Source organism: Tenacibaculum gallaicum (assembly GCF_003387615.1).
Lineage (GTDB): Bacteria > Bacteroidota > Bacteroidia > Flavobacteriales > Flavobacteriaceae > Polaribacter > Polaribacter gallaicus.
Genome location: NZ_QUNS01000003.1, coordinates 237671 through 256052, shown reverse-complemented (window position 1 = coordinate 256052; position 18382 = coordinate 237671). Strand labels below are relative to the sequence as shown.

The following is an 18382-nucleotide window of genomic DNA, read 5'->3' as shown; positions in this document are numbered from 1 at the left end:
AAAATTTAATATATTTACTTAAAAAAGGGCAACTTTTTCGAGTTCAATTTTGTAAGTTAGTTTAACTATAAAATATTCAAAAGTTATATTTTGTATATTAATTTTTCGTAATCTATTACTGTAGCAAATTCTTCATTCAAATTAGCGAGAGAGGTTAAATGTATTATTTCGGCATCGTATTTTTCTCCGTTAATACCAACTCTATCAAAAGAGGCCGTAGCGTCAGAAATTAGATAGGTTTCAAAACCAAAATTACCAGCCATTCTGGTAGTTGTTGATACACAATGATTAGTTGTAATTCCTACAATAACTAGAGTTGTAATAGCTTGTTGGTCTAATTGTTCTTTTAAATCGGTTCCAATAAAAGCACTATTTACTTCTTTAGTTATTATAGTTTCGTTTTCTAATGGTATTACATTTTCGTTAAAATTAAAACCATCATCTTGTTTATTAAGTTTTGAGTTTGGGTTTGTAGAACTATGTCTTATATGAAAAATAGGTAAGTCTAGTTCTCTCCATTTGTTTAATATTTTTCCGCAAATAATTTCAGCATTTTTATTGTTTCTATTACCGCCCCAATATTCTTCGTTTAAGAAAGCTTTTTGGACATCTACAAGGATTAAAGCTGGATTTTTTTCTCTTAATTTCATGCTTAAGTTTTATTTAATACTGTATAAAGGTTTTGAATATGAATAATACTTAGGATAACTAGTTCTTAATTTATTTTCCAAGTAGTTTTTTCCAGAAACTCTTTTTTTCTTTTTTATTACCGGATGTTATATCGATCTCTTCATGTTCTGTTTTTGTAGTTTCTTCGTTTAAACTGTCACTTTTCTCAATTGCTGCAATTTGCTCCATAGCTGCTTGTTGATATAGTAGAGCACCTTCAGGATCACAGTTAAACAAGTTAGAATAGCATGACGAATTGTTTAAGTCCATCGGGTTAGGCTCTATAACTTCTGTAGCTTCTAGTAAACCTAACTTGTTGTCTTTTGAAAAGTTTAAAGCTTTAAGGAAAACGTTAATTCTATCGTGTGAAAACAAGTCGTTTAATTCTTTTTTAATTTCAGAATCGCTTTCATAATCATTTAATAATTCAGTAACCTTATTTTGAGGAATGTAAACACCAGAGCAATAATTCTCAAAAATTTGATTGTTTACACTTTTGGTTAACTTTTCATTAGGTACTATTTCTTGCCATTTTTTATAATACTTTTTTAGCAAAGGATTTTCTGAAAGAGAAAGAGCTGAACCTCTTGTATAAAAGAATTTTTGAAAGAAACCTTGTGTAACAGCTATGTTAAATCCATGGCTTTTATCAAAAATATCATCTTCTTTAATGTTTAAGCCGTTTTCAATGACTTCTTTATAATGGTCTTTGTAAAAATTTTCAAAGGTATTTTCTGAGATTACTTTTTCAATTAAACTTTGATCATCTAATACATCAAAATACCAATCGTTTACTTGCTTTTCTGATATAGGGTGATAACTTATATCCCAACCCATAGTATTGTTTTTTTAGTTATTATTAATGTTTTTGTAAGTAAAAAGTAGTGAGGCTTGCCTATAGAACTTTTTTAATTAAATTGAAAAGCTAAATTTACAAAGATTAGGTTCTTTATAAGTGTTAAAAAACTGTTTTTATTGTAGATCAACTTCAATGATATACGATGTTATTAATTTTATTTTAGCACCTTTCGCTCCTTTGAAAAAATAAAAGTTTGAAAAAGCATGTTTTTTTCCGTTTTGCATTTTAATAGTTCCATTTACAGCGCCCTCTTTTCCGTGAGATAAGATTTGTTTAAGTGTTAATTCGGTTACCTCTTTCTCTTTTATTTTTTTTAATTCTTCAATAAACTCTTTCCTTCCTTCAATTTTTCTATCGCCAACTATACTCCAAACTATTTCATCAGTAACACTTTCGGTAAGAAATTCCATGTTTCCGTTTGCAAAGGCGATATTAAACTCTTTTAAAAATGTCATTTTTGGTGAGTTTCCACAGTTGGGACTTGAAATAATTTTTACCATTTTATTTAATTTTAATTTGTAGTAAAAAGAATGAGTAGTATATATTATTTTTCTACTTTAAATATTTTTTCAAAAGCATTGTACACGGCTTCATGTAAAGCATCTCCATGAGTTTTATCTTCTAAAAAGTCGAAATAAAGCTTCGTGTTTTTAGTTTTTTTACTCAGTAGTTTATCGTGTAGTTCTTTGGCAGTTCTTTCCATAGTTGGTCCTTCTTTACCAACAGCAATGTAAATGTTCTTCTTAGTGTCGTACTTTACTGGTGTAAAGGTTAAAAGTTTTTCATCATCCCACCAAAGACTCGGACTTACAATTATGTAATTGTTAAAAAGAGTAGGGGTTTTGAATAAAACTTCTGTAGCTAAAAGCCCTCCAAGTGATTGACCGATTAGTGTTTTGCCATTTGTAGTTCTGTAATTAGTATCAATAAAAGGAAGAAGTTCTTTTTTAAGAAATTGAATGAATTTTTTAGAGCTTCCTGAGGTAGGAAACTCTTTTTGGTCGATCTCTATAGAAGATGGATACGTAAAGTCTCTTTTTCTATCTACATTTCCAATTCCCACTACGATAGCTTCAGGAAGCATATTTATCCAAGAGAATGAACCAAATTGTACAATTCCGGTAATGTGAATAAAATCTTCATCTTTAGAGCCATCTAGTAAATAAATAACTGGATATTTTTTTGATTTATCAGTATTATAGCTTGCAGGAAAATAAATATTTAACGTTCTGTCTTCTTTCAAAACAGTAGATTTTATTTGAACTGTTTTTCCGATAGAAAAATCACCTTCATTAACTTTTACAGGAGTACTTTGAGCAAATGTTGAAATTGTAATTAATAGAATGGCAAGAGTTAAAATTTTCTGTTTCATATTATTAATAATAATGGTTATCATACAATTATGTAAATATAAGAGACTTTTACTCAATAGTTACTAGTTCTCCATCTTCAGGAATGCAAGTCTTATCAAGCAAATTATGTTGTTTTAGTATAATTTTAAGCTTTTTTCGAGTTAATGGGCAATGATTTATAGCTTCCATATGATTAGCAATGACTAAGCCTGAAGAATTTTTTACAAATTGAAGAATATCTTCTACGCTCATAATAAGTTGTTTGAAAACATCAAACTGAGCGGCTCCGCAAGCTAAGATGTTAATGTCTGGTTTATAGTTAGTTAATACATTATGCATAGCGTCAGTATAAACTGTATCAGAGCTGAGATAAATAGTTTTTTGATTGGGAAGCTTTATATAGAAACCCAATACATTCCCCATAAGTTTAGCTACAAAGCCATAACCATGTTTGGCAGGTATTCCTTCAATTTCGCCTCCTAAAAAAGGTTGTTGCTCCCAATATTTTAGACTTTGTACAATGTTTAACCCTCTCTTTTTAAAAGCTTTTTCATCTTTTACACTACAGGTAACAGGAATGTTATTTTTTATTAGAAATTGTACGCCTGCATTATCTATATGGTCAGGATGTTGATGGGTTATTAAGCAATGGGTTACTTTTTTAAGAAGTATATGTGTTTCTATAGGAAGAGGAACAGTTGGGTTCTTTCTAACTTTATGTCTAAAGAGAGTAAATGGAGGCATAATCCCTTGGTCACCTAACATAGGATCTACAAGAATAACCTCTTTTTCAGTTTCAATAATTGTAGTAGCGTTTCTTATTTGATGTATGTGTAACATTGTATAATATTTTAGTTATGCAAATGTCTTTTATAAACTATTTGTTTTCATTGATTCAAATCAAGAAATACGTTTTTTAATTCTACTTAACGTTTCTGGAGTTATGTTTAAGTAAGAAGCTAAATGATATTGAGGTATGTTTTGTATCCATTCAGGTTTGTAAATGAATAACTCGTTGTATAATTCTTCAGGTGATTTTGTTATGCGATTAAATTCTAATTTTTCTTTTTGTTTTAATAGTTTTTGAAAAGAGGCATTAACAAAGGTTTTACCACATTGATACTTTTCTAACAAATTAAAAAAAGGTTGTCTTTCAATACTTAAAATTTCTACAGAAGTTAAGGTCTCTTGATTTTTCTTGGTAGTAGTATTTTGACTAAAAGTTAGTAAATCGGATATAAACTGAGGTTTTATGTAAAAGTTAATATTGACTTCCTTGTCCTCATTTGCATAATACTCTCTTACAATTCCATTATTTAAAAAACGTAACTTTTTTTCTTTGGAGCTTTCTTGAAGAAAAATAATTCCTTTAGCATGTTTTTCTACTTTAAATAGACTAAATAGTTCATCAAGTCCGTGTTGATTTAAAGGAAACTCAGTTTCGAAGAATTTAGAAATTTCTGAAAATTGTTTCATTAATCTTGTTTTTCAATTCCAAATACCAATGGCTTAGAATCTTTATCTAACAAAAATAAAGAAAGGTTTATAAATGAAAATGCGATACTAATAACTGAGAAAAAAGTTAAAGACATATTTATATAGTTTAAGTTATCAACTTTAGAAGTTATTATAATTAGGGCGGCAAAACTTATAATATAAACTATTAAACATAAAATATAGTTGAAGAAAGAAAAAGTAGTGTTATTTAACCTCATGTAAACCAGTTTTAAATACCATATAATGATTAAAAGACTAGGAATACCAAAAATAATTGATTGCCAAAACATATTTCGATTAAGAGAATTGTTATTATCAGCTATAACTAAAATAGTACCAAATAGTATAGAGAAAATAAAAGCAGTAATAAATAGAAGCCCTAATTGTTTAATAAATTGATTAATAGTTAAACTTCCTTTTTTATATCCATCCTTTATATGAGGTTTAGTTCCTTTAAGAACTGAAAGGAAGAGTATTGAACTTATGCCTAAAATAACATAAAAAATGATGTTAAATGCATGAAAAACCTTTACTTGATTATCAATTTCGATCCCCAACATATTAGAAAACATCCCTAGGCTAGTAGTTGGTTTTAAAAAAACAACATCAAAAAAAAGAAAAATAAGTGTTCCAACTAAAGCACCTACCCATAAATTAGAATTTAAGTCTTTTACTCTTTTAATAGTTAAAGTTAAAACGCTGTAAAATAAAATAAAACCTACAGGTAAATTAGGGATAGTAAATGGTCTTATAACTTTATGCATAGCTAATAGCAGAGCACCTTTTGAGCTTATAATCGACGTAACACTATTAATTATAGTAAAATCAAGAATAAAAATAAAAGCTAAAAAGAATAGAACTATTATCCCAAATAAAAACTCTTCTTTATTAATAGTTTCTCTTGGGTCAAATAGTAGTTTTATTATTTTGTAATTCATAACTGTTTTATTGGGGGATACAGGTTGAGTTTTGTTAAAGTAAAAATTAAATGTTGTTTGTGTTGGCTAGACTATTTTCATTCTTCTCATTTAATTCTAAGTAATTATCTTTTCCGAATGATATATAATACAAAGGGTATAGAATGATAATTCCAGCAAGAATCAGAAAAATAAGACTTTTAGAAAACATAAATAGAGCAACAAATACCATCATAATAGCTTTTATAATTCCCTCATATTTAAAACTGTTAAGAGTTAAGGTTACGGTTTTATCATTAGTAACATTTATGTTGATTTTTTGACTACCACACCAAGATGCTTTGGCGTAAATTTCGTACTCGCCATTATCTAACTCATATTCTTTATCTTCTCTTTTTATTAAACCTAATTCTTTTTCGTTAACATAGATTTTAGCACCAACTGTGCTTTCAATTTTAATTTTTCCCATTTTAATTTTTAAGTGTTTTAATATATTATATGTTTCTTTTTTATAAGAACTATAACCAATATTACTTAGCTAGTTCTTTTGTTTTGTTCCAGAGACTTTTCCCTTTGTTTTTTAAGTCCTCTGTACTAGCATACTTTTTTAAGTTATCAATAAAACTTTTCAAATTGTCAATGGTTTTAAGTATTTCATCTGTATGAGGAATGTTTTGTTTCTTCATGACTTTTCCCCAATCTACTTTAGATAAAATTGCATACATGTATTTTGTGGCGATTTTACTTAAAAAGAATTTATCATAAAAACCATTTAATACTTTACCTGACTCCCTGTTTTTAACATATTCAATAGATTCATCTATTCTTTTTTTATCTTCTGAAGAAAGAAGGTCACTTGTTTTAAGTTTGGTTAAAGAAGCAATAGCCTTTTCGTTTTCTTCGTTTTTTAAATATAAATAGGTTTCTATCGACCAAGTAATTTCATTATTTAAACCAATTTTATTAGCGTCTTTTAAAAATGCTTCAAAATCTTCAAGTGCGCGTTTTTCATCAATTTCTCTTTCCATCATTAGTCGATCGAAACCTCTAAATAAGTGATTTAATGAATGAAGCCCTAAATGAGTACTTTCATTATCAAGATTTCCCCATTGAAAGAAAGCTCTGGTATAGGGTAAATCCACATTTTTATTATTATTTAACCAATTAATGTTTCTTGAAATTTCATCTTCAGATAAATAATAAAGTCCCTTTTCAAAAAAAAGGAAACCTCTAAAGTATTGTAGTAAAGTCTTAATTTCAGAGTCAGGAAGTAATTCTGGGTTTGTCTTTGTGCACTCGTAAAGCGATACTTCTTTTCCTAAGTCTTTACTTAATATTACAATTGCACTTAGAACAGCATGTTCTATATTCTGAACATATTCTTTTTCCTTTCCTTTATAATATTCTCTTTTTTTACTTATAGAGTCTCCATAAACTATATTAAAAGCATCTACTAATGTCGGAAAAACATCTTCATCTGTTTTCATAATGAAGCCTTCCATTCTTTTATAGTCTCGGTATATTAAAATGTAGTCTAATAATGATAAGCTTTCAGGGGTTTCAACATTATATTTTACAACTTTATTAAAAATCTTATCGAGATCTTTTTTAAAAGATTGAAACTCTGTTGAGATAGTGTCTTTTTCAGCTGAAGAACGAATTAAAATTTTACCAAATTTATACGTTGCTATTTTATAAGAGTCTAAATTTTCTTTTAATTCAATTTTGTCTTTTTCAAGTAGTTCTTCGTCTGTTTTATTTTTAGTTGAGCAACTAATAGTCAGTAAAAATAGTACAGGAAGTAGGTGTTTAAAGTTTATTATGTAAACTGTTTTCATAGCGGTTTTGAATAATAGAAAGAACGAATAATTTTTTGGTAACTGTCCTATTCCTTTTTTTGTATTTAAATAGTAGTTAATTTATAACTATAATTTTTGTCGAAAATATTCATAAAAAAGATATATGGCAAGTGTAAAAAAGTTTTTAATTAAAATCTAAGCCTTAAATTGTTTAAGGCTTAGATTGTTTGTATTTACTATTTTTTTAAATTACTGTTAATTAAGAGAGACCATTTATTGGCAACTAATAACTCATTGCTGATTAAAAGGTCTGTTTCTTCATTATAAATTGTAATACTAATATTCTCCTTTTTACTAGCATTAATGAAGTTAAGTTGTATTAAAGAGAGTGTTCTATCGTTTATATTTCTTGTTTTTTTTACAACTGTACATTCTTCAATAGTTTGTAAATCAATAATTTTACTATATGTGTTTTCTTGAGATTGTTTGTAAAAGAAAAGAGTTTTTTTTGTTTTATCAATTCCCAAAACAAAATCATTACAAAACTCATATTCTTGTATGGTACAATTATGCTCTTGCGAAAGAGTATGTAGTGCTTGGAGTTTTTTATTCCTTTTTGTTAATTGTTTTTTGCGTACGAGTATAAAGGGACCTACACACATAACTAATAGTGTAGCACCAACAATTGTGGTTCCTAAATCCATTTTATTTTTAATTAATTGTATTAAGTTTTACTCTTTAATTCATAAAGAGTATTATTTTTTTAATGATGAGTTTGATTAATTCACTGTAAAAACTAAATGAAGCTTCACCAGTGATAATGAAAAGGAAAAATTAAATCGGACTTTCTGTGATTTATTAATATACTTCTTGATAGTAAAGTATATTGAAGGTATTTTCTGTTGAAAAATAATTCAATAGATTTTAAAGTTATACCAAATCCAGAAAATGAGTTTTTTACATTTGTTGTGGGAAGGTTGTTAAGGTAGTTTGAAAGGTTTTCTGATTCAGAAGTATGGTATAAAGCTTTGGGAGAAAGTTTTTGAACATATTTTTCATGAGAAGAATTATCGCTTTCAAAAACTTTAGAAAAAGATTGATTTTTTTGGGTATAACTAATAGCAGAAAAATACACTACTGTTACAAATAGTACGCTTAAAAACCTCAACAACTTATTCATACTACAAAGGTAATCTAATATTTAAAATTAAATTGATTAACTATTGGTTTTTAAGGCTTTTATTAACTTCTTTAAAAATAGTAATTTTATCAGCAAGGACAATTAAAATATCGGAAGCATTTATTGTAGTAGAACCATTGGGAGTTAGATAACTTCCATCTCTTTTTATCATGGCAATTATAGCATTTTTAGGGAAATTCAATTCTACAATTTTTTTACCTACAGCAGCACACGATTTAGTAATTACAATTTCTTCCATTAAAGCTTTTGGGTTTTCTTGTAAGAGCATATCAGTAGCACTTAATTTCTTTGTTTCTTCTGGTAAGGCAACATTTAACCATTTAGCAACAATACTTAATGTAGTACCCTGTATTAATATGGAAGTAACAGAAATAAAAAAAACAATGTTAAAAATAATATTAGCTTTATCTATACCAGCTAAAAGAGGATAGGTAGCAAATACTATAGGAACTGCTCCACGTAAACCGACCCATGAAATGTAAAAACGTCTTCTTAGTTTCATTTTAAAAAAAAGTAAACTAATAAAAACACCTACAGGACGAGCAATAAAAATTAAGAATAAAGAGATTATAAGTCCAATACCTAAGTAAGGAATGATTTGTGATGGAAAAACAAGCAAGCCTAATGTTAAGAAGAGTACAATTTGCATTAACCAAGCCAAACCATCAAACATTTTTAAGATGGTTTTTTTATGTATTAAGTTTTGATTTCCTAAATAAACAGCACATATATAAATAGCAAGGAACCCGTTGCCGCCTATAAAATCACTAAATGAGAAGGTAATAAACATGAGTGCAATTACTAAAACAGGATATAATCCTTCAAAATCAAGCTTAATACTATTAATTATAGTTTTACTTAACATTCCAAATAAAAAACCTGTAATAGCTCCAAAAACCATTTGTTGTAAGAATAAAGGAATAATTGAAGTAATACTTTGATCTTGGTTGATAACTAACGTTAAAAAAGCAATAGTTAATACATATGCCATAGGGTCGTTACTACCACTTTCTAATTCTAAGGTAGGACGCAAATTTTCTCTTAATGCTAAGTTTTTAGAACGTAAAATAGAGAATACTGCAGCAGCATCGGTAGAAGAAACAATAGCTCCTAGTAGTAAACTTTCGAAAATTGTAAAATTAGTAACATTCCAAACAAATAGCCCTAAGGATACTGCCGTAAGTAATACACCTAAAGTAGAGAGTACTAAACCTTCTTTAAGAATCGGTTTTACTGCTTTCCAATTGGTGTCTAATCCCCCTGAAAATAAAATAAAATTTAAAGAAACAATTCCTATAAATTGTGCAGCTTTTGGATCGTCAAAAATAATACCTCCAATACCATCAGAGCCAGCTAACATTCCAATACTTAAGAATAGCAATAAGGTAGGAACTCCAAATTTATATGACGTTTTTCCGACAATAATACTTATTAAAAGTAATAAAGACCCTATTAGTAAAATGTTCTCAATGGTTAAACTCATACGAGGAAAATTTTAAACAAAGATATAGGTTTTAGTATTTTAATTAGTGGGATTTATATAAAGAAAAAGCCAAAGCTAAAGAGCTTTGGCTTAACTAATAAAACCAAGTATTAGTGTCATCGGAGTTAGCTAAACCAATGAACTAATGTTTTTTATATTGTTACGATAATTAAAATAAGATGTATCTCTTATTTTTTGGTCTCAACAAATTAATGTAGGCTAATAACTTTTGTCATTAACCACTGAGCATTTTCTTTTTTCCAAATAGCTATAAACTTACTAGGAATAGACCTAGCATTAGGTTCTCTATTATTAAAAAACGTATGATATCCAATTTCTACAGCTCCATAATTATTTATAGGATACACTTCAATGCTCCCTTTTATTAAGGTACGGGTAACCTTGCCACAAATATTTTTTTTAGTAGCAGCAATAATTTCACTTTTAGAAGTAGACAAACCTCCTTTATCATGAAAAAACTCAATATTATCACTTAAAATATTAGATTGTACTTTCATATCACATGTATTGTAAGCATTGAAAAAAATGCTATCCATTTTTACAATTTGATTGTGTAAGTCAATATCAACAGGTTTATAATTAGGAATTTCTTGTACCTGTCCGTTCATTACCCAAGAAAGTAATAGTGTATATAGCAGGGTAACTATTTTTATAAAAAAATTACCCTTAAAGAAGAAGTCAAATAAATCGTTCATAGTTTTTCAGTTTATGCGTTTACCAAATTTTAAAAGCTAAGCTTTTATCTTCTTCGCTATACTTTCTAGTAAATCCGTGTTTACCGTTATTAATTATTACTCCTTTATAGACACTGTTACCATTAAATCCGTCGTTACAGTCTACAGTTAAAGAATAGGTTTTAATTTTTCCGTCAGGATAAAAATCAGAATCAGAAAAATCGATGTCAATATTTTTACGTTTTTTAAACCAGTCAGCAAGTTTTTCTAATTCTTTTTTAGTAGTTTCTTTAGTAATAATTAATTCAGCTTTTACATCATTTATAGTACTATCAAATAAAAAACTTACATCGTCGTCGTTATTAGAGTCCCAATTATCAGAATCATTATTATTGATATCTTCATCATCACAATCCATACATTCAAAACCTTTAGATGTCATTTTAAAATGATGATTAGCCATATCACGATCGTATACATCTTGAATGTTGTTTACATTATCTAGAAAGTTACGAGACGAACCTTCAAAATATATAGTTGTTCCTTCAGGAATGTATAAAACGGCATCAATTTCTTCATCTTTCCACATGTTTTTGTATTCACTGATAAAAAAAGCATCAAAAACAATAGTATTGTTAGCCGTTTTAAAATTGTACTGAATCGCTTCAGCATTATTATTAGCATCGTTACGTTTTCTTCCTTCTGAAGTTTTTTTGATTTCTATGTATGCACTGCCTGTTTCACTCTTACGAACATCTATATTTATATCGTTAGAGTATTTCATTTCTTTATCATTTACATGAACAGATATTGAGTTATCACGATTTCGTAAACTGTGTTGGTAATAAATATTATCATCGTTTACTATTCTTAGTTTTAGTGGCTCTTCTTTATCGTATGTAATGCTGTGTTTTGAAATATGTGCACCATCATAAGCATGAGTGGTAAAATATTCAATACCAGAGAACCCAATAGCTAATAAGGAAATTAGCCAAAGCCCGAATAATGTTAAAACTGTAGCAATACCGAGTCTTTTAACATTAGGAGATAAAATTCGTAATCCTAAAATAAATAAGACAACAAAAGGAATTCCTATTAAAAAGAAAACAAATGTCATTAACAACCATTTAGGCATTGCCGAATCGTAGAAGAAAGGAGGGTAGTGAATCATATCTCCATCAAAATTTAAGATTTCTAAGCTTCCTACCGAAAATAAGCCTAACAATAATGAGATGATGGTAATACCAGCGATAAATATTAATAATACGCCCATGAATTTACCAAACACTTTAAATATGGCTAATAAAATTTTACCGATAGTGTCTATGAAATCCTGAAAACCAGATTTAGTTTGGTTACGTAGTTTTTGATAATCAGCATTGGAAATTTTATCCGATAAATCATGGGCGCCTTCCTTTACTTTTGAAGAAAGGTTTTCAAATTCGTTACGAATTTTTTTTTCAATGTTATCAATATTTACAGCTTCACCTTCCATCTGTAATTTTTCTGAGGTAGTTTTAGCTTCAGGCAAAATAATCCATAAAATGATATATCCTATAATTCCGAAACCAAACCCTGCTAATGTTAAAATAAGGAAAGCTAAACGAATCCAAACAACATCAATATTAAAATAATGTCCAAGTCCAGAACAAACTCCTCCTAAAAACTTATCGTCACCATCTCTAAACATTTTTTTGCTAGAGGTGTTTCTATTGTAGTTGTAAGAAGCATTCTCGTTATACCCTTCTTCAGCTTCTGCATAATCCTCTGGTTGTCCCATGATAGCAATAATTTCTTCAATATCGCTTTCATTTACTACTTGACGAGCATCGGTAATTCTTTCAGATAATAATTCGCTAATACGAGCTTCGATATCTGCTATAATTTCATTTTTTCCTTGCGGATCGTTACTTAACGAACGAGCGATGGCGTCTAAGTATCGTTTTAATTTCTGATAGGCAATTTCATCTATATGGAAGAAAAATCCGCCCAGGTTTATATTTATTGTCTTATTCATCTTTAGTTGATTTTGTACTTGTTACTTGGTTTACTGCGTTTACTAAATTATACCATGTTTTATTTAATTCTTTTAAAAACATTCCGCCGTTTTCTGTGAGTACGTAATATTTTCTTGGTGGCCCAGAGGTTGATTCTTCCCATCTGTAACTTAATAATCCTGCATTTTTTAAGCGGGTAAGTAACGGATATATGGTTCCTTCAACCACAATCATTTCTGCACTTTTAAGGCTTGAGAGTATTTCAGAGGTATAGGCATCTCCGTTTTGTAAAATAGATAAGATGCAATATTCTAAAACGCCCTTACGCATTTGTGCTTTTGTGTTTTCTATCTTCATGTAATGCGGTTTATGGGTTATTTTATAAATTTTATTGTAAGCGGGTAATGATACATTTCACCTTTGTTAGCTTTCATGGCAGCTATAATTATCAGTGCTACTTTAATAAGAGCAACGATACTTACTACTGAAGCAAAACCAAAAAAGCTAAATAATCCTCTATGTCCATGATGTCCACCAAAATCGATATCTATACCATTAAATCCATTAAAAATACTTCCGAAGAAAAAAGGAATAAAAGAAAGGCCTAGTATAAAAATGTATAAACTATAACTGATGTTAAAATTAACGGCCTCTTTACCATGTTCATCTAAAAAAGGACTTCTCTCTTTTAAGGTTTGCCATAATATAAGCGGGGTGATAATACTTCCTAAAGGAAATAGATACCCTGCAAAAGCAGAAATATGTATTAAAAAAGCATTGGTATTTTGGTTGTTGTGTTGCATAGTGAAATAATTTATATAATACTTTATAATGCAAATATATATCTTTTAAAAGGTATTATGCAATACATAGTACTAGAAATTAACAAAATTTAACATTTAAACGAAATGATATAATTAAATAAAAAGCTGTACATTGCCTGTAAATACTGAAAAAATGAAGTTTATACCTAAAAAAGTTAATGCCTTTTTATTATTTAAGTTACCCTCAGCTTTTTTTACTGGAGTACGATTAAAGTCACTTACTAACGATACAGCAGTGGTTAAAGTAACCCACAAATGGGTAAATCAAAATCCATTTAAATCAATGTTTTGGGCAGTGCAAGGAATGGCATCGGAATTATCTACCGGTATTTTGGTAATGAAAGAAATAGGTGCGTCGAATAAAAAAATTTCTATGCTGGTTACTAACATGAATGGAACTTTTACTAAAAAGGCTACAGGGAAAATACGTTTTGAATGTAACGATGGTAAATTAATAAGAGAAGCGATACAAAAAGCAATTGATACAGGTGAAGGGCAAACAATAACTGTTACTTCAGAAGGTTTTAATGAAGAAGGGGTTTCTGTTTCAAAATTTGAATATGAATGGAGTTTAAAGGTAAAAAATTAGTTTTGTGGTGAGGTTTAATTATGTTTTTATAATTATAGTACTGCTATTTTCTTGTAAGAGTGAAGAAAAGAGTAAAAAAGAGAAAGTTGAAACAAAGTTTTTAGTTAGTAATCAGTTTCAGAAAATTCTTGATAGTACAAAGTTAGAAGGAGCTATACTAGTTTATGATTTGCATAAAGATGTGTATTATTCTAATAATTTTGATTGGTGTAAAGCTGGAAATTTACCAGCGTCAACATTTAAAATTCCGAATTCTATCATTGCTTTAGAAGCTGGAGTTGTAAAAAATGATAGCGCAATCTTTAAATGGAATGGAGAATCTAGGTATCTAAAGATTTGGGAGCAAGATTTAACGTTTAACGAAGCTTTTCATTATTCTTGTGTTCCATGTTACCAAGAGGTTGCTAGAAAGATTGGAGTTGAAAGAATGAAATCCAGTTTAGCAAAGTTAGATTTTGGTTTAATGGATGTAAACGAAACAACTTTAGATAATTTTTGGTTAGAAGGTAAATCAAAGATTAATCAATTTCAGCAAATAGACTTTTTAAAACGATTACATAATTCAGAATTACTTATTAGTGAACGTACCGATAGTATCATGAAAAGTATGATGATAATGTATAAAAGCAATCAGTATGTATTGAGAGGTAAAACAGGTTGGTCAGTAAGAGGTGTAGAAAATAATGGTTGGTTTGTTGGTTATGTTTTAGTTAAAAACAGAGCTTATTTTTTTGCAACAAATGTAGTTCCAAAAAAGAATTTTGATATGAAGTTTTTTAGTAGAGAAAGAAAAGAAGTGACTTTTAAGGCTCTTGACGAATTAAAAGTTTTAGGAGAAAATAAATCATTTGTAACAAAACAGTAAAAAACTCTTCTTATAAATATAAAACAAAAAATTATGAATGCACACGAAATAGATTATCGCATTTTTGGAGAAGAAATGCAGTATGTAGAAATAGAATTAGACCCGCAAGAAGGAGTAGTTGCCGAAAGTGGTAGTTTTATGATGATGGATGCTGATGTAAAAATGAATACAATTTTTGGAGACGGTTCAAATCAAGAAAAAGGATTGTTAGGGAAAATTTTTTCTGCTGGAAAACGAATCTTAACAGGTGAAAGCCTGTTTATGACGGTTTTTACCAATGATGGTCAAGGAAAAAAACAAGTTTCTTTCGCATCACCATATCCAGGGAAAATAATTCCGATTGATTTAACTGAGTTTGGTGGGAAGTTTATTTGTCAAAAAGATGCTTTTTTATGTGCAGCTAAAGGTGTGTCTATCGGGATAGAGTTTTCAAAACGTTTAGGTAGAGGATTGTTTGGAGGTGAAGGATTTATTATGCAAAAAATGGAAGGAGATGGTATTGGTTTTGTACATGCAGGTGGTACTATGGCAAAAAAGGTCTTACAGCCTGGGGAAATTTTAAAGGTAGATACAGGATGTATTGTAGGTTTTACACAAGGTGTTGATTATGATATTGAATTTGTTGGAGGGATAAAAAATACTATTTTTGGAGGAGAAGGATTGTTTTTTGCAAAGTTGAGAGGTCCTGGAACTGTATATATTCAATCATTACCATTTAGCCGATTAGCAGGAAGGGTATTAGCAATGGCGCCTCAAACAGGCAAAGGTGATAGAGGAGAAGGAAGTGTTTTAGGTGGTTTAGGAGATATCTTAGATGGAGATAATCGTTTTTAATTATAACCTATAAAGTAGTATCGTGGCGTCCTAAAAAACCGTTACAGTTTTTATCTACATAGATAATATTTTAAGGCTTCTATATCATTTAATTTTTTCGACTAAATATAGACGTTTTGTTTTAAGTTCTAAAGTAGATATTATTTTAAGGAAGACTTGTTTAGTCATTGAATAGATATGAAATTAACTTTTTTGAAAATGGGAAAAGATAAGGGATACGTTCCTTTTTTTACATCAGAGTGTTTTAATATACTAAATAGGGTGGGCAGTCATAGTAGTGAGAAGATCGTTTTTTAATGTATTGACAATCAGTTTTTAAAAAAAGGAAGGGTTTGAGGTTTTACATAAAAATATTCAATTGAAATTAGTTTAAGAATTTAAAGCCTTAGTGCAAGCCCGAAGGGTATTTATTTAGATTTTATATTGGCCTCACACAAACGAATAATTTCATTAATTCGTTTTATTCTTGTGGCCTCTCTTTTAGCTTGGTATATCCAGTATAAGTAATTCTTACGGTAAGATGGCGCAAAGTTTTGATAGTTATTAAAAGAGGTAGGGTTTTTATCAAACTCAATTTGTAGGTCTTTTGGAACAATCAATTTTTCTACAGGATCTAAAGCTGTCCAAGAGCCATTTTTTTTAGCAATTTTAACAGAGGTAATTCCTGAAGGATGCATTAGGTCATTTTTAATTAATTCTTCAATATACTTCTTATTTAAAGCACTCCAAACACTTTTAGGTTTTCGAGGACAAAAATATTGTCGTCTCTTGCCGTTTCCTAAACTTTTTACAGTGCTATCAATCCAACCAAAACATAAGGCTACTTTTACAGCTTCTTCCCATCGCATACTAGGTATGTCAACATCAATCTTGTATAAAATTAGGTGAACTCCGTCACTTTTATGATGGTTTTCTAATAACCAAACTCGCCATTCAATATCGGTTTTAAAGTATAAATGAGGTTTATTATTCATCGATTAACGTATAATTTTTGAAGGGAACGAAACAATACTTTCGTGTCCGTTTTTACCAACAGCACTTACTCCGAAGAAGTAATTGTCTAAAACAATCCCCTCTAAAGTAAACTCAGTAGTATTTTCTATATACTTGAAATTATCCCAAGTAGGAGAGGTGGTGTCTCTCCAATAGATTTTATAGCCTTTAGCCCCCTCAACTTTATTCCACTGTAGTTTAGCAGAAGCTTCAACAATACCACCAATTCTTACATTTTTTGGTGAAGGTGGTGCAGCAGCAATGCTTGCTAAGTTAATAGCGTTTACAGCAGTTAATTTTTTAGCATAATCAAAATTTACAAACTTTAATCGGTCACCATATTCAATACCATTTTCGGTTCTAATATCTTGATGTTGTTGTGTGTAGTTTTCATGAGCTTCCATAATTCTAATACCAGCAAAGCCAGCATCGTTAAAAGGTCTATGATGTCCGCCACGACCAAATCTGTCTAAGCGATAAATCATTTTCGGATTCATTTCTGGCATATAGGTTTTGGTAGTTTTGTATATGTAACGTGCTAATTGGCGTGATACTCCGTCCACCTCGCCACCGTAAAAACGACGTGCTTTCCGTTGAAGTTCTGTTTCTGTAGGAGGTACAGGTTCAGAGAAAATTCTAAACGTACGATTGTCAATTACTCCATCAACACCTTTAATGTTTCCAATCATATCGTTATTCATAACACCTACAATATTCCAGTCTTTTTCTTTAGCATATTCAGCTAATCCTTTTCCTCCAAACAAACCTTGTTCTTCACCAGACAAACCAACATAAATAATACTGTTTTCAAATGTATAATTACTTAAAACACGAGCCGCTTCAATTGTTCCAGCCATTCCAGAGGCGTTGTCATTAGCTCCAGGAGCATCATCGGTAAAATTATTAGGATCAGAAATTCGAGAATCAATATCACCACTCATAATAATATAATTATTAGGATATTTACTTCCTTTTTGAACGGCAAGGACATTAACAACCCAAACATCTTTGGTAATTCTTTTGTTGACTCCTTTTTTAACGAAGTCTTTTTGATAAAACACCTCTAAACAACTGTTACAATCAGAAGAGATTTCTTCAAATTCAGATTTAATCCAACGACGTGCAGCACCTATTCCACGAGTATTTGAAATAGTGTCACTTAATGTGTGACGTGTTCCGAAGTTTGTTAGTGTAGTAATATAAGTTTTGATTCTATCTGTCGAAATAGCATTAATAATATCGTATATTTTAGTGTCGGTTTGCGCTGATATTGTCGTAGAAATTAATAAGAATAGTACCGTGAATTTTCTCATGTTAAGGAATTTAGCTTACTAAATTACAAAACAAAAAAGAGAATAAAATTAGCTTTATTCTCTTTTAACATATTTATTAAAGTAATTGATTATTTAAACAAATTTTATTCGTTGTCTAATTTTTTAGTATGATTAAAACCGATTAATAAGGCCCCACCTGCACAAAGAAAAATAGATGAGATAAAGAAAACTTCTGAGTCAATAGCGTTTGATGGTCTATCTGCCCAAGAACCACTATACCCAAATAAAGAACTTAAAATAGCACCTAATAAAACACCAACACCTATTCCCATAGCTAATAAAGCTAAGTTTAAGATAATTACCCTACCTGTTAATGTAGAACGCTTTTTTTCGCCTTGCATAAAAATTTTGGCATCTACACCTTTTTCAATTAAAGCTAAACGTTCCTTATTTCTTGTTGAATAGAATAAATAAAAGATTCCGAATATTACTGCAAACAAGAACATAAATACAATTGCTACTTCCATATTTTTG

Annotated in this window: 22 protein-coding genes; 3 read left to right on the top strand and 19 right to left on the bottom strand. The window is 29.5% G+C overall.

Annotation, left to right across the window (positions count from 1 at the left end; all coding sequences use genetic code 11):
- Window positions 1-83: 83 nt before the first annotated feature.
- From C7448_RS08055 to C7448_RS07980, 16 genes are all read right to left on the bottom strand, one after another.
- A complete protein-coding gene (locus tag C7448_RS08055) occupies window positions 84-650 on the bottom strand; it encodes a cysteine hydrolase family protein (protein WP_115900852.1) in 567 nt (188 codons plus the stop codon).
- A 70-nt stretch (window positions 651-720) separates the two neighbouring features.
- Window positions 721-1506 carry a hypothetical protein gene (locus C7448_RS08050; RefSeq protein WP_115900851.1) on the bottom strand — a complete coding sequence of 262 codons (786 nt, stop codon included), beginning with the start codon at window positions 1504-1506 and terminating at the stop codon, window positions 721-723.
- Window positions 1507-1641: 135 nt separating this feature from the next.
- Window positions 1642-2028 (bottom strand): nuclear transport factor 2-like protein, encoded by a 387-nt coding sequence (locus C7448_RS08045; RefSeq protein WP_115900850.1) that lies wholly within the window; start codon window positions 2026-2028, stop codon window positions 1642-1644.
- A 44-nt stretch (window positions 2029-2072) separates the two neighbouring features.
- Complete coding sequence (locus C7448_RS08040; RefSeq protein WP_115900849.1) at window positions 2073-2900, bottom strand: alpha/beta hydrolase; 828 nt, start codon at window positions 2898-2900, stop codon at window positions 2073-2075.
- A gap of 49 nt (window positions 2901-2949) precedes the next feature.
- A complete protein-coding gene (locus C7448_RS08035) occupies window positions 2950-3720 on the bottom strand; it encodes an MBL fold metallo-hydrolase (protein ID WP_115900848.1) in 771 nt (256 codons plus the stop codon).
- Between the two features lie 60 nt (window positions 3721-3780).
- Window positions 3781-4356 carry a Crp/Fnr family transcriptional regulator gene (locus C7448_RS08030; RefSeq protein ID WP_115900847.1) on the bottom strand — a complete coding sequence of 192 codons (576 nt, stop codon included), beginning with the start codon at window positions 4354-4356 and terminating at the stop codon, window positions 3781-3783.
- The gene (locus tag C7448_RS08025; protein WP_115900846.1) at window positions 4356-5315 is read right to left on the bottom strand and encodes a hypothetical protein; all 960 of its coding nucleotides are present in this window, start codon (window positions 5313-5315) and stop codon (window positions 4356-4358) included. The genes C7448_RS08030 and C7448_RS08025 overlap by 1 nt, the downstream gene beginning before the upstream one ends.
- A gap of 46 nt (window positions 5316-5361) precedes the next feature.
- Window positions 5362-5763, bottom strand: coding sequence for a hypothetical protein (locus tag C7448_RS08020; RefSeq protein ID WP_115900845.1), 402 nt, complete (start codon window positions 5761-5763; stop codon window positions 5362-5364).
- Between the two features lie 61 nt (window positions 5764-5824).
- The gene (locus C7448_RS08015; protein WP_115900844.1) at window positions 5825-7132 is read right to left on the bottom strand and encodes a short-chain dehydrogenase; all 1308 of its coding nucleotides are present in this window, start codon (window positions 7130-7132) and stop codon (window positions 5825-5827) included.
- A gap of 197 nt (window positions 7133-7329) precedes the next feature.
- A complete protein-coding gene (locus tag C7448_RS08010; RefSeq protein WP_115900843.1) occupies window positions 7330-7797 on the bottom strand; it encodes a hypothetical protein in 468 nt (155 codons plus the stop codon).
- Window positions 7798-7901: 104 nt separating this feature from the next.
- Window positions 7902-8273 carry a hypothetical protein gene (locus C7448_RS08005; protein WP_115900842.1) on the bottom strand — a complete coding sequence of 124 codons (372 nt, stop codon included), beginning with the start codon at window positions 8271-8273 and terminating at the stop codon, window positions 7902-7904.
- Window positions 8274-8313: 40 nt separating this feature from the next.
- Entirely contained in the window at window positions 8314-9777 is a 1464-nt protein-coding gene (locus tag C7448_RS08000) for a potassium/proton antiporter (RefSeq protein ID WP_115900841.1), read from the bottom strand.
- A gap of 209 nt (window positions 9778-9986) precedes the next feature.
- Complete coding sequence (locus C7448_RS07995) at window positions 9987-10493, bottom strand: nuclear transport factor 2 family protein (RefSeq protein WP_245939455.1); 507 nt, start codon at window positions 10491-10493, stop codon at window positions 9987-9989.
- Window positions 10494-10512: 19 nt separating this feature from the next.
- Complete coding sequence (locus C7448_RS07990) at window positions 10513-12489, bottom strand: PspC domain-containing protein (RefSeq protein ID WP_115900840.1); 1977 nt, start codon at window positions 12487-12489, stop codon at window positions 10513-10515.
- The gene (locus C7448_RS07985; RefSeq protein WP_115900839.1) at window positions 12482-12826 is read right to left on the bottom strand and encodes a PadR family transcriptional regulator; all 345 of its coding nucleotides are present in this window, start codon (window positions 12824-12826) and stop codon (window positions 12482-12484) included. The genes C7448_RS07990 and C7448_RS07985 overlap by 8 nt, the downstream gene beginning before the upstream one ends.
- 17 nt (window positions 12827-12843) lie before the next feature.
- Window positions 12844-13272 (bottom strand): DUF4870 domain-containing protein, encoded by a 429-nt coding sequence (locus C7448_RS07980; protein WP_115900838.1) that lies wholly within the window; start codon window positions 13270-13272, stop codon window positions 12844-12846.
- A 154-nt stretch (window positions 13273-13426) separates the two neighbouring features.
- On the opposite strand from C7448_RS07980, the gene C7448_RS07975 reads away from it, so the two are divergent.
- The 3 genes from C7448_RS07975 to C7448_RS07965 are packed head-to-tail and all read left to right on the top strand — an operon-like array spanning window position 13427 to window position 15581.
- Window positions 13427-13882: a DUF4442 domain-containing protein gene (locus C7448_RS07975; RefSeq protein WP_115900986.1), complete on the top strand. Its 456-nt coding sequence runs from the start codon at window positions 13427-13429 to the stop codon at window positions 13880-13882.
- Window positions 13883-13889: 7 nt separating this feature from the next.
- The gene (gene blaOXA / locus C7448_RS07970) at window positions 13890-14747 is read left to right on the top strand and encodes a class D beta-lactamase (protein WP_115900837.1); all 858 of its coding nucleotides are present in this window, start codon (window positions 13890-13892) and stop codon (window positions 14745-14747) included.
- 33 nt (window positions 14748-14780) lie between these two features.
- Complete coding sequence (locus C7448_RS07965; protein ID WP_115900836.1) at window positions 14781-15581, top strand: TIGR00266 family protein; 801 nt, start codon at window positions 14781-14783, stop codon at window positions 15579-15581.
- Window positions 15582-15988: 407 nt separating this feature from the next.
- Here the strand turns inward: C7448_RS07965 and C7448_RS07960 are convergent, their stop codons facing one another.
- The 3 genes from C7448_RS07960 to C7448_RS07950 all read right to left on the bottom strand — a co-directional run bounded on the left by C7448_RS07960 (window position 15989) and on the right by C7448_RS07950 (window position 18375).
- Complete coding sequence (locus tag C7448_RS07960) at window positions 15989-16555, bottom strand: YdeI/OmpD-associated family protein (protein WP_115900835.1); 567 nt, start codon at window positions 16553-16555, stop codon at window positions 15989-15991.
- A 3-nt stretch (window positions 16556-16558) separates the two neighbouring features.
- A complete protein-coding gene (locus C7448_RS07955; protein WP_115900834.1) occupies window positions 16559-17887 on the bottom strand; it encodes a M28 family peptidase in 1329 nt (442 codons plus the stop codon).
- A gap of 104 nt (window positions 17888-17991) precedes the next feature.
- Window positions 17992-18375 carry a DUF6249 domain-containing protein gene (locus C7448_RS07950; RefSeq protein WP_115900833.1) on the bottom strand — a complete coding sequence of 128 codons (384 nt, stop codon included), beginning with the start codon at window positions 18373-18375 and terminating at the stop codon, window positions 17992-17994.
- Window positions 18376-18382: the final 7 nt, after the last annotated feature.

What these genes read in the sequence shown, in the direction of transcription:
- C7448_RS08055 (WP_115900852.1), bottom strand. Translation starts at nt 650, where the DNA reads ATGAAATTAAGAGAAAAAAATCCAGCTTTAATCCTTGTAGATGTCCAA.
- C7448_RS08050 (WP_115900851.1), bottom strand. Translation starts at nt 1,506, where the DNA reads ATGGGTTGGGATATAAGTTATCACCCTATATCAGAAAAGCAAGTAAAC.
- C7448_RS08045 (WP_115900850.1), bottom strand. Translation starts at nt 2,028, where the DNA reads ATGGTAAAAATTATTTCAAGTCCCAACTGTGGAAACTCACCAAAAATG.
- C7448_RS08040 (WP_115900849.1), bottom strand. Translation starts at nt 2,900, where the DNA reads ATGAAACAGAAAATTTTAACTCTTGCCATTCTATTAATTACAATTTCA.
- C7448_RS08035 (WP_115900848.1), bottom strand. Translation starts at nt 3,720, where the DNA reads ATGTTACACATACATCAAATAAGAAACGCTACTACAATTATTGAAACT.
- C7448_RS08030 (WP_115900847.1), bottom strand. Translation starts at nt 4,356, where the DNA reads ATGAAACAATTTTCAGAAATTTCTAAATTCTTCGAAACTGAGTTTCCT.
- C7448_RS08025 (WP_115900846.1), bottom strand. Translation starts at nt 5,315, where the DNA reads ATGAATTACAAAATAATAAAACTACTATTTGACCCAAGAGAAACTATT.
- C7448_RS08020 (WP_115900845.1), bottom strand. Translation starts at nt 5,763, where the DNA reads ATGGGAAAAATTAAAATTGAAAGCACAGTTGGTGCTAAAATCTATGTT.
- C7448_RS08015 (WP_115900844.1), bottom strand. Translation starts at nt 7,132, where the DNA reads ATGAAAACAGTTTACATAATAAACTTTAAACACCTACTTCCTGTACTA.
- C7448_RS08010 (WP_115900843.1), bottom strand. Translation starts at nt 7,797, where the DNA reads ATGGATTTAGGAACCACAATTGTTGGTGCTACACTATTAGTTATGTGT.
- C7448_RS08005 (WP_115900842.1), bottom strand. Translation starts at nt 8,273, where the DNA reads ATGAATAAGTTGTTGAGGTTTTTAAGCGTACTATTTGTAACAGTAGTG.
- C7448_RS08000 (WP_115900841.1), bottom strand. Translation starts at nt 9,777, where the DNA reads ATGAGTTTAACCATTGAGAACATTTTACTAATAGGGTCTTTATTACTT.
- C7448_RS07995 (WP_245939455.1), bottom strand. Translation starts at nt 10,493, where the DNA reads ATGAACGATTTATTTGACTTCTTCTTTAAGGGTAATTTTTTTATAAAA.
- C7448_RS07990 (WP_115900840.1), bottom strand. Translation starts at nt 12,489, where the DNA reads ATGAATAAGACAATAAATATAAACCTGGGCGGATTTTTCTTCCATATA.
- C7448_RS07985 (WP_115900839.1), bottom strand. Translation starts at nt 12,826, where the DNA reads ATGAAGATAGAAAACACAAAAGCACAAATGCGTAAGGGCGTTTTAGAA.
- C7448_RS07980 (WP_115900838.1), bottom strand. Translation starts at nt 13,272, where the DNA reads ATGCAACACAACAACCAAAATACCAATGCTTTTTTAATACATATTTCT.
- C7448_RS07975 (WP_115900986.1), top strand. Translation starts at nt 13,427, where the DNA reads ATGAAGTTTATACCTAAAAAAGTTAATGCCTTTTTATTATTTAAGTTA.
- C7448_RS07965 (WP_115900836.1), top strand. Translation starts at nt 14,781, where the DNA reads ATGAATGCACACGAAATAGATTATCGCATTTTTGGAGAAGAAATGCAG.
- C7448_RS07960 (WP_115900835.1), bottom strand. Translation starts at nt 16,555, where the DNA reads ATGAATAATAAACCTCATTTATACTTTAAAACCGATATTGAATGGCGA.
- C7448_RS07955 (WP_115900834.1), bottom strand. Translation starts at nt 17,887, where the DNA reads ATGAGAAAATTCACGGTACTATTCTTATTAATTTCTACGACAATATCA.
- C7448_RS07950 (WP_115900833.1), bottom strand. Translation starts at nt 18,375, where the DNA reads ATGGAAGTAGCAATTGTATTTATGTTCTTGTTTGCAGTAATATTCGGA.